Source organism: Nostoc sp. 2RC (assembly GCF_014222165.1).
GTDB lineage: Bacteria > Cyanobacteriota > Cyanobacteriia > Cyanobacteriales > Nostocaceae > Nostoc > Nostoc linckia.
Genome location: NZ_JACKZU010000291.1, coordinates 1 through 10,414, shown reverse-complemented (window position 1 = coordinate 10,414; position 10,414 = coordinate 1). Strand labels below are relative to the sequence as shown.

Sequence of the window (10,414 nt, the reverse complement as noted above, 5' to 3'; positions counted from 1 at the left end):
GCCAACTCAATGCCACTGATGTTTTTAATTTGAGTAGCCCAAAAAAACCTTTGGTGAGTAGCAAGCTATGTTGCTGTCCGGACATTTTTTCTGTGGAGAAAAAACGCACCCCCCAGGTGCGGCAACAAACTTGCCCTCCTTTCACGGTTCCCCTACCTAAGTAGGTCAACCACCGTGACAGAGGGGAAGATGATACGAAAATTCTCTCTAGGAGTTCAGCCTGGAAAATTTCTGCAAGGTTTGGGCAAATTAGCTTTTTAATTGCGCGATGGGCTACGCCCCGCCGTAGGCGATCGCTCGCTTTCGCTATATTGAGATACCCCTAGCGCTATCTTGACTTCCTTGGTACTCAACTAAAGCTATTGCAGTGCATTCCATTATCTCGCGTCGCGTCTTGGCATCGAACCAGAATCGTAAGTAACCGCTTGGTCAATGACAAATGATAGTGCAGTCGTCAAACTTAAAACAGCTAATGACTAATGCATCAATAATGCGACAGAAACGCTCACACAGGATAGACATTAGACTGACTTTGGCAGAATACGAGAAAGCACAGTTAATGGCAGATGAAAATAATCTCACTATGAGTGAGTTGTTTCGTGCCAAGACTCTGAAAAATAGATTGCCCAGGCGTGTCACCAAAGTAGCAGGTCAAACTTACTGGGAGTTGGGGAAAATAGGTAACAATCTCAACCAAATAGCTAAAGCAATCAATACTTCAGTAGTCATGGGAGAACCTGTGGTCGTAGATAGAGCATTGTTGTCACAGGTAAGAGATTTGGTGAAACAGGTGCGCCGAGAGATTGCTGAAATTGATTTAATCACTGATTTACAAGATGAAGGATGATTGGCAAGCACATCAAAGGTAAAAGTTTTCGGGGACTGCTAAACTACCTCTTTGGCAAAGATGGAGCAAGACAAATCGGTGGGAATATGGAAGGAACAAACCCACGCGAATTAGCAGCTGAATTTGGTATATCTCGAAGATTAAACCCGAAGGTGAACAGGGCTGTTTATCACGCTTCTCTGAGTTTGGCCCACAAAGAGAGTTTAGATGATGATACTTGGGATGAAATCGCCCAGAAGTATCTGCAAGCAATGGGTTTTGATATGAACCAATATGTCGTAGTGCGGCATACTGACCGGACTCATGAACACATACATATTGCTGCCAGTCGCATTCAATTAGATGGGACTACAGTTTCTGATAGCTGGGACGATCGCAGAAGTGAAGCGGTAATTCGCAAGTTGGAGCAGGAATACAATTTGCAATCGGTGCAACCAAGTTGGGAAAAAGATAAGCACAGTCCAACTACTGGCGAACGTAGGCACATTGCCAGAACTGGAGAGGAAAGCGTTAGGGTCAAACTTCAGCGCTCGCTCGACCAAGCAACCCACGACCATCCCACTATGCCAGAGTTAATAGAGCGATCGCAACAACAAGGTATTAATGTCCGCGTTGGTTATACTCGCACAGGCATTGTCAAAGGCATTAGTTACCAACTTGATGGTGTGGCTTTTAGTGGTACGCATCTTGGTAAAGCATATACCTTTCCTGGTTTACAAAAGCATCGAGGTGTAAACTACAGTCCCAAGCGGGATGACAAACGCATCCAGAAACTCATGGAACAAGCTGTCGAAAATCCCACACCAGCAGTGCCTCCAAAACAGGATGACAAACGTATCCAGAAACTTATGGAACAAGCTGTTGAAAATACTGCACCCTCTATTTCTCAGATAAACTCCTTGCATATACCAGAGCCAACAAACTGGGAGCAAATACGCCTAAAGTTAAGCCAGCAGTACAATTTACCCAATTCTCTGCTCACAGAACTGTATGAAAAGGGTTGGCTCTATGCAAGTCAAACAGGTCAAGCAATATTTGTGGAACGCACGCTCGACGATCTTCCAACTCTTGCCAAGCAGCTAGAACCAACGGGTGACTTCACCGCTATTTCCCTTAACTCTGAACGGACAAAAAATGGTAGTTTTTGGATTGCTACAGATGCCACAGTAGAAAGAGCAGTGCTACTAAGTGACCCGATTGAAGTTCTCTCTGTCATTGCCTTAGAATCAACTGTTGACAAAGAAAAGCGCAAACCGACATTGTATTGGAGTGTAGACGATAGCGAGCAAATACCTTTAGAATTTTTGCGAGCGATCGATACAGTGGTCATCGCTTTTAAAGATAATGAGAAAGTTGAGGACTTGATAGCTGAGATACTGGCTCAACTACCTCAAGCCAAACAAGTTTCTCCCGGTGAAGCTGGTTGGAATGGAATGCTAACTGATGGCAATTTGCAAGCTAAATATAGCCAAATACTAGAGTCTCAAGGTTGGGAACTTTGATTTAGCGTTTCCTAGTCTACCAAGATATACATCACAATGCAGGTGGCAATTTATACTTAGGCTGAGTTTTGTGCTATCTTCATGAAGACAGCTGAAGGCTATTCATTTACAGAGAAGCTGCACGATCGCGGAAATACTGACGGTATATGCTGAGTCGGGGTAAAACGTGATTGTTTTCTAGCTCCACCAACCCCATGCTTTTTAATTTAAAGGCTTGTATTGGCTCCAACTGTACTGGTGCATTTGTTGCAACAATTTCTTTCATTCCCATTGCTAGGTCAGGATGTTGTTTCAAATTCCACCAGTGGCGTCGCAAATGGTCGCCAAAAGGCCCAGCATCTGTAGCGGCAATTTGTAATAAGTGTTCCAGTGTTGTATCCTGCCGTGCAATACGATAAAGTGCAACCCTTACCAAATAAGGATGGCCCCCCACCATCGCCATCAATTGATCAATTTCAGTAGAACTCCAATTTAGTCCATGCCTGTATATTAAATCTTGCACTTGCTTGATGTTAAACTCAGGTAACTCAATCGACAGTCCAACATTAAACGGCGATTGATTCATATTCATCGGAATATAAACTTCTGTTGAATGTACTACTACCAATCGCAATTTCTTCCATATATCCCGATTCTTTGCCTCCTCATGCCAAGCGCGTAGAAGTCCAAAAAAGTCACCAGCAATTTCAGGGTATTGATATAATAAATCGACTTCATCCAAACCCAAAGCTAAGGGTTGACTGATTTGTGTTAAGAGATACTCCTCAAAATATACTGTACAGTTATCCTTGCTGCCAAAAATTTCGTCCCAGTAATCTGTTAACCGATTTGGCAATCGCAGTTTTCGACTGACACTGACACAGAACCAGCGCAAAAATTGCTCCAAGTCTGCGAAGACTTTACTATCTGCTAGCTGAAAACTCAAAGATACAGCTAGAGAATTTTTTTGGGAAGCTTGATAAAGAATTCGCGCCATCAGTGAAGTTTTACCCATTTGCCGTGGTGCTTTAATGCGGATGAGAGAACCAGGCTTCAAAATAGTTTCGTAGCAATCATATTCTATGGGAGAGCGTTCCACATAAAAAGCAGAAGCTAGATCCACCTGACCCTCTGGTAATTCAGGTTCTGCCACTGGTAAAGGCGGGCATTCAAGGCTTTCCTCAGCAGAGGGCCTTGTTGTTAACTCCTCTTCTGTAGGAGCTGGTTCACGACCTTCTGCCAGAATTGCTAATATTTCTTGCAGAATTTTAGGTGTATCAGCAGATGATTTCCACTCTCGCTGTTGAATTCTTTGTAAATAACCCCGTAAGTCATAATTGAGGGGCGAATTCAGAGGAAAATTAATGCGGATTGGCAAAATTACTGGTTTATGATCAGGACGTAAATCTCGCAACTGCTTCGCACGCCTTACTTCTTCTGTCACCATTTCACTGGTAGCAGAATCAGGAGATAACAGCAGTAGAAAGTAGTCAGATTGCTCCAATTCTTTATCTATACGCTCAGGCCAGTTTTCACCTAGTCGAATACTTTCCCCCGCCATAAATACTTCATACCCAGCCGTTTTCAAGGCTTTATAAAACTGCTGGGACAAGGTTAAATCTGGGTCTTTGTTACGATAACTGATAAAAACTTTAGTGTTTTTACTCGCTGGTTTCATGGTTGAGCATTGTTGTCCTACCGTTTCTATGGAAAAAACTTGCTCACTCAACTCTAACCATGCTTTAATCAGTACCTGAGTGGGAATAATAAACGCCGCTTTGGCTGTTGTCCGCTCCATTTCTGCCGCTACTGCCATTCCTGCTACACCCAGTAGCTGCTCATCCCATATTGGCGCACCACTGAAACCTGGCTCTAATGAATAACCTTGTTGTTTTATATCCTCCAGTTGCACCCAACCGTTGGCCAGTTTTGCCCTTATTTCACCAGAAGCCCAAGCCCCATTAGGCTGGTTTTTTGGAAAACCCAATATTCGGAAAGGATGCCCCCATAAATCTTCTGATGATACCAATCGTGCTGGTTGAACGCCATTAGGAGGAGAGGTTTCTAACTCGAGTCCCGCAATATCTTCAGCAAATTCATCCGGATTAACAGGCCGCCAAAAAACTACTTTGGCTGTGAAGAACTGCTTCGCTGCTAATAACGGAAAGTCCAAACGTACTTGTGCATTAGGTATTTCGGCTGTATTTCTGGCAATTCCCAAACCATCTGCTACTACATGGGCGCAGGTAAGGATGTATTTTTGAGAAACCAAGAAGCCAGCACCAACAACTTTGCCGCTGTTTGAGTAAATTCTGACAACTGATAACTCCAGGGTTGAGGCCATCTTATGGTTCCCGTTTCCACTTTAAAGTGATCTCATAATTGATTTCGCTATTACCAGAAGCAATGACTGCTCCAAGTTCTGCACTCATTTTGATACCAAACTTGATTCCCACTTCGTCCGCAGGCTGATTTAGGCTATTTACTTTAGTCATAATGACATTTGCTATGGGCTTGATTTGATCCAGAGCAGACTCAAAAGTTTTTTGAGCTTTTTGAATAATGTCATCTCGCAGACCAATACGATCATCCGTTTGCCCTGGCTCATCTATTTCTACAAGAATCGAGTCGCCGCTTTCAAGAGGAAATTCAACGATACGCTTCACAAGCTAAACTCCGTATGCTTTTAGACACAATAGATGTGAATATATACTATGCAGATTGTATTTATTTTTTCATCTTATATAATCTATCACCCTACTTGAGAAATTTTATATTTTTGAATTTGTGAAAAGTTCTTTTGTCGCACTATGTCCTGACGCAGCTGGGGGAGGGGCTTGGGGAGTTATTGTCAGATGGTTGACATTTTGAGAACACGATTATTAGAAATTCAATTTCATAAAAGTGTAAGAGTTGACAATTTGATTACGTAATAATCCGGTATACAAACACGGTATTGACAATGCCATCTCTTTCATCTGTGCAGGTCAGGGGGTTCTGGTTTCTGCCTACAATAGCGATATTAGTTTAGATATCAACCAAGATATCTATCGCCATGCTCGCCAAAATAGTACTGTAAATATGTCAAGCTCTTGGGGGTCTGAATGTTCTAGCTTTATCCAAGTAGGCACTAATGCTGTGAATTGTTGCGATCGCTTTTGATATCAACGTCTAAACTGGGTGTGGGTTCTGCTGCTTCCCTGTATTTGCCATCTGTACATAGCCGACGTTCTTCTGGGGTGAGATTAGCTTTTGGGTTGTTGAGGAAATAGTAAAGCCATTTACAACTTCGTGCCAGCAGCTGATCTAAATTATTAATCTCCCACAATTTGACAGTACCATCTGCTTGTATTGTTGCCAGCTGTTGCGCGTCAGGGCTAAACAAAACTTTAGTTACACTTCCCCGATGCCCCTTAAATTCTGCTACCTGCCGTCCAAGCATGTCCCAGACTCGTGCCGTGCCATCTTCACTGGCTGTAGCGATATACTGGCCATCCAAGCTAAACCGCACATCAGTCACTGCTCCTTGATGTTCTCTAAATTGTGTTATTTGTTCCCATAACGTTTTTCGTTCTTTAGTTACCCTCCACAGTCGTGCAATACCATTTTGCCCTAGAGTTATCAAATTTTGTCCGTTGGGACTAAACTGTACATCAGCGATAGGCCCTTCGCGACCTTGAAATTCTGGAAGTAGCTTTCCTGATAAATTCCATAAGATAACTGTTTCGCCTCCAAAAGCAGCTAAATACTGATTATCTGAACTAAATTTAATATTCCAAATTCTTTGGTGTTGCCGATCTTCATCTTCATCCTTAATTATTTGATTATCTTGAAGTGGAACTGTCTTCTGTTCATAAATATTCCACAAACGAACTGTACTATTTGTTTCTAAAGTAGCTAAGTATTTGCTATTTGGACTAAATTGGAAGTCGGTAATTAATCCCTTGAAGAGTCCTATCTCCTGTCGTGCCTGATTTAGAAGGTGAGCAGTACCATTAGTCTTTAAAACAGCTAATTGCTGTCCATCAGGACTGAATTGGACATCCCAAATTTTTTCCTTTTTTTGCAGTGTATAAACTTGTTGACCTGCTCTGTTCCAGAACTGAGCATTACCATCCTCTCCTAATGTAATGATTTCTAATCCGTTAGGACTAAATCGGACATCAGTAATCTTGTCTTCTTTTAGCTGTAGTAGCGCTACCTGTTGTCCAGATTTATTCCAAATTTGGACAGTTCCATCTTCTCGCCTAGCAATCAATAGCTGACTATCAGGACTAAATTGCACATCCAGAACTTTGTCTTTGACTTTCTGTAATATATGGTCTAACTTTCCAGTTCTGTCCCACAGATGTATGACACCATCTTCCCCCAAAGTAACTATTTGTTGACCATCTGGACTAAATTGCACATCCAGAACTTTATCCTTTTGTTCTTTAAATTGTTCTATCTGGTTAACAGATAAATCCCAAAGGCGAAGGATACCATTTTTTTCCAAAGTAGCTATCTGCTGACCATCGGAACTGAACTGTACATTAGTAGACTGACTCTGGACTCCTTTGAGTTGTCTTACCTCTTGTCCCAACTCATTCCATAAGCGAATAGTATTGTCTGCTCCTACAGTGGATAGATATCGCCCATTGGAACTAAATTGAACACTCAAAATTTCACCTTGATGTCCTTTAAGCTGAGTGATTTGTTCTCCGGATCTTTTCCAAAGGCGAGCTATACCATTTTCTTCTAAGGTCACTAACTGCTGACCATTAGGGCTAAATTGCACTGTTGAGATTCGCTTTAGACTTTCGTTCAATTGACTACTCTTTTGTCCAGAATTATCCCAAAAGCTAACAGTACCATCTATTGCGCGTGTCAGTATTTGTTGACTATCTGGATTAAACTGTAAAAAAGCGATCGCCTCACCACTTTCTTGCAATTGGGCTATTTGCTGTCCCGATAAATTCCAAAGGCGGGCTTTACCATCTTCTTCCAAAGTGGCAATGATTTGTCCATTAGGACTAAATTGTGCGTTAATAATTGGACTTTGAGATCCTTGCAATTTTGCCACCAGCTGCCCAGAGCGATTCCAGATACGGGCAACACCATCACTTCCGGTTGTAACTAATTTTCCACTATTTCGGCTGAACTGAATACTGTAGATTCGACCTTGATGCCCTTCGAGTTGTCCTACTTTCTGTCCTTTATGATCCCATAGTAATACAGTACTATCCGATCCTACCGTTGCTAATTGCTTGCTATCTGGACTAAATTCTATGCTATAAATATTACCCTGATGCCCTTCAAGTTGTTTAATTTTTCTTCCTGATTGATTCCATAAGCTGATAGAACCATTTGTCTCAAGTGTGGCTAACTGCTGACCGTCTGGACTATACTTTACAATACCAAATCCTAATTGTGCTAATTTCCGTCCCGTTCTGTCCCACAAATAAACAGTACCGCCTTCACCCACGGTAGCAAGGTTTTGTCCATTTGGATTAAAGTGTACATCTATAGTTTGATCCGAATCATCTAGTATACGATTTCGCTCAAGTATATTGTCAAGAATTTGTTGAAGTGCATATATTGGGCTAACTGTTGGGTATTCTATTGTTGAAACAACACTTGTAAAAAGTGTTTTTAACTTGTAACCACTATACATTGCAGCTAAGAGAGCTTCAATTTCTTTATTATCAAACTGTCGTAAAGCATCAACTCCAGCTTCTGCTAACCGTGAACCTTCCACGTTGTTGTCTAGTGCTTCCTTTGCTTTATTGAGACTGGCTTGGGTTTGCTGAAGCCTAATCTGGGCTTGCAACTGTCTTTGCTCTGCTTTATCTGCTGTTTTCTTCGCAAACTGAACTTTTTGATTGGCAGCTTGAACCTGCTGATTAGCAGCTTGTAATTTCTGATTGACAGCTTGAAATTGTTGATTAACAGCTTGTAGTTTCCGATCCGCAGTTTTAACTTTTTGATTAGCGACCTGCACTTTCTTATTGGCAGCTATAAACTGCTGGTTAGCGGTTTGAATTTTCTGCTTTGCCTCTTGCACTAGCTTGTCTTTTTGTTTAATCTCCCTGTCTTTTTGTGCAATGCTATTATTTGCCTGAGTTACGGCTTGGTCAACTTTTTGTTGAGCGTCATTAAGAAGCTTACCTGCTACGAGTGCCGATCCTACAGTTAGAACAAAGATTATAGCTAGTACAGTTCCCCCTGTGCGAATTGTTCTTCGTGTTTTTTGTTGTGTTTTTGTTAAACGCTGATTTGCTTCTCTTTCCTCAGTTAAGGCGTATTCTGCTCTCTGTTGTGCTTGAGTTAAAATTTGATTTGCTTGCTCAGCTATTTCTTTAGCCCTTTGCTCCTCCTCCAACCTTCTCCTAACTTCTTGCTGCTCAAGCTCACGACTGGCATCCAAAAAACGGTAATCCTGATTACTTAAATTTTTGTCTGCTGCCCAGGACTGAGCTGTTAGCAATGCTTGTCCACGGAGTAACCAAGATTCTTCCTGACAACCGGAACTGACCCAAGCTGAAAGTGATTCCGCATAGGGGCGCAAATTTGCTAATTCTTTATCAACCCAGTTGGAATTAAATATGGATTTATAAATACGGTTGTATACTCTTAACTTTGTCTGCTGCTTCACTGCTAAGCCTGATAGCCGTAATTCCATCTGCTCGCGACTTTCATCTCCTATCACTTCGCCTTGCTGTAATATTTGCTGATAAAGTCCCAGCAGTCGGGCTGTAAGGTGACTATTTCTCAGTAGACGGTCTCGAATTGTCTTTAAATGCTCTGGTTGATCCTGAGATTCCCAATTTTCAAGCACTTGCTCGCGAACCAGATTCTCAACCCAGAGTGCTTCGCTATGTTCAGGGATAGAGGACTCAGCAGCAAAGATCAGTCGGCAAAGCTTTTGTGTAAGAAAAGGTTGCCCTCCAGTCCAATCTAATATTGCCTCAAGCACTAGCTGAGGATTATTGGTTTTCACTGCTAATCCTAAAGCTAGAGGTTGGGATTCATGTAACTGAAATCCATTAAGTTCAATTTCTCTGCCAATATTAAAGGGAGTGCGGTTTTTGTCCTGAATGAAATCTGAGGGAGTAGCGACTCCAAACAACGCAAATGTCAGTCGCTGATAAATGGCTTGGTCAGCACGTTTGTTATAAAAAGACCTAATTAACGCAAAAAAATCTTCAATCGGAAAACTTAAGCTGAGAACACTATCTATCTCATCGACAAAAATCACAATTTTTTGTGAAATCAATATTAATATTACAGTTTCAATCAACTCACTTAATCTTTGAACTGGTGAGAGCAAATCATGTTCACGCCACCAAGCACGTAAGTTAAAAGCACTTGAAATACCAAGGTTACTCACTAAGTTTCGAGCAATCCCTGCATACCACTGGTCTACAGTAACTTGTTGACTTCCAATAGCAGTCAAATCGATTGTTGCACAGGCAATTCCTTCAGCTTGTAATCTTCGCATTGTCTGTACCCGCAAGCTAGATTTTCCCATTTGGCGAGAGTTAAGAACATAACAAAACTCTCCAGCCTTTAGTCCTTCGTAGAGTTCTTCGTCTGCTTGACGCGTGGCATAGGTAGGGGCATCAGCTGGCAAGCTCCCTCCGACCTGATAGAGATTGCTTATTGGGTGACTCATGGAGACTTTTGGTCTAGTTAAAGCTGAAAAAAGAAAATTTAAATTAAAAAGTAGAAACACCAAGTGCTTTACTAAAATAATTACATCACATCTGTCCTGTCTGATGATGCAAAAAAATAAGCCCTAAAGGCTCAGTAGAATTTCATGTGCATTCTCAAAATTATATTTTTGCTTTGGCTACTGTTAATACCTGCTTACCTCAGTTTTCTAGATTTAATGGTGTAACTTTATATCATGAGCGATAAATATCCTAAAAAGCTTGCAGTGCTTTGGTTGCATCTAAGTATATTTGTTTTGGTTAGCAGCGCGATTAGCAAACCGCTGCAAGCGCAGGTTATTGAGATTGTACAACTACCAAACGGTAATTCTCTTCCACTGCCACAGGATGTTCAACCACTCCCGCCTTCCCCACTTCCCTCACCCGAACTGCCC

Annotated in this window: 5 protein-coding genes; 2 read left to right on the top strand and 3 right to left on the bottom strand. The window is 41.7% G+C overall.

Annotated features, from left to right (window positions below; genetic code table 11):
• Positions 1 to 472: 472 nt before the first annotated feature.
• Both GNE10_RS25550 and GNE10_RS25545 read left to right on the top strand, forming a co-directional pair.
• Positions 473 to 847, top strand: a complete 375-nt coding sequence (locus GNE10_RS25550) for a MobC family plasmid mobilization relaxosome protein (RefSeq protein ID WP_260447037.1) — start codon at positions 473 to 475, stop codon at positions 845 to 847.
• The gene (locus GNE10_RS25545; protein WP_185567826.1) at positions 844 to 2,349 is read left to right on the top strand and encodes a relaxase/mobilization nuclease domain-containing protein; all 1,506 of its coding nucleotides are present in this window, start codon (positions 844 to 846) and stop codon (positions 2,347 to 2,349) included. The genes GNE10_RS25550 and GNE10_RS25545 overlap by 4 nt, the downstream gene beginning before the upstream one ends.
• A gap of 106 nt (positions 2,350 to 2,455) precedes the next feature.
• On the opposite strand, the gene GNE10_RS25540 is transcribed toward GNE10_RS25545, so the two are convergent.
• From GNE10_RS25540 to GNE10_RS25530, 3 genes are all read right to left on the bottom strand, one after another.
• Positions 2,456 to 4,672, bottom strand: a complete 2,217-nt coding sequence (locus GNE10_RS25540) for an AAA-like domain-containing protein (protein WP_185567823.1) — start codon at positions 4,670 to 4,672, stop codon at positions 2,456 to 2,458.
• Position 4,673: 1 nt separating this feature from the next.
• Complete coding sequence (locus GNE10_RS25535) at positions 4,674 to 4,994, bottom strand: CU044_2847 family protein (RefSeq protein ID WP_185567820.1); 321 nt, start codon at positions 4,992 to 4,994, stop codon at positions 4,674 to 4,676.
• A 464-nt stretch (positions 4,995 to 5,458) separates the two neighbouring features.
• On the bottom strand, positions 5,459 to 9,982 hold the full coding sequence (locus GNE10_RS25530) for an AAA-like domain-containing protein (protein ID WP_185567817.1): 4,524 nt from the start codon (positions 9,980 to 9,982) through the stop codon (positions 5,459 to 5,461).
• Positions 9,983 to 10,414: the final 432 nt, after the last annotated feature.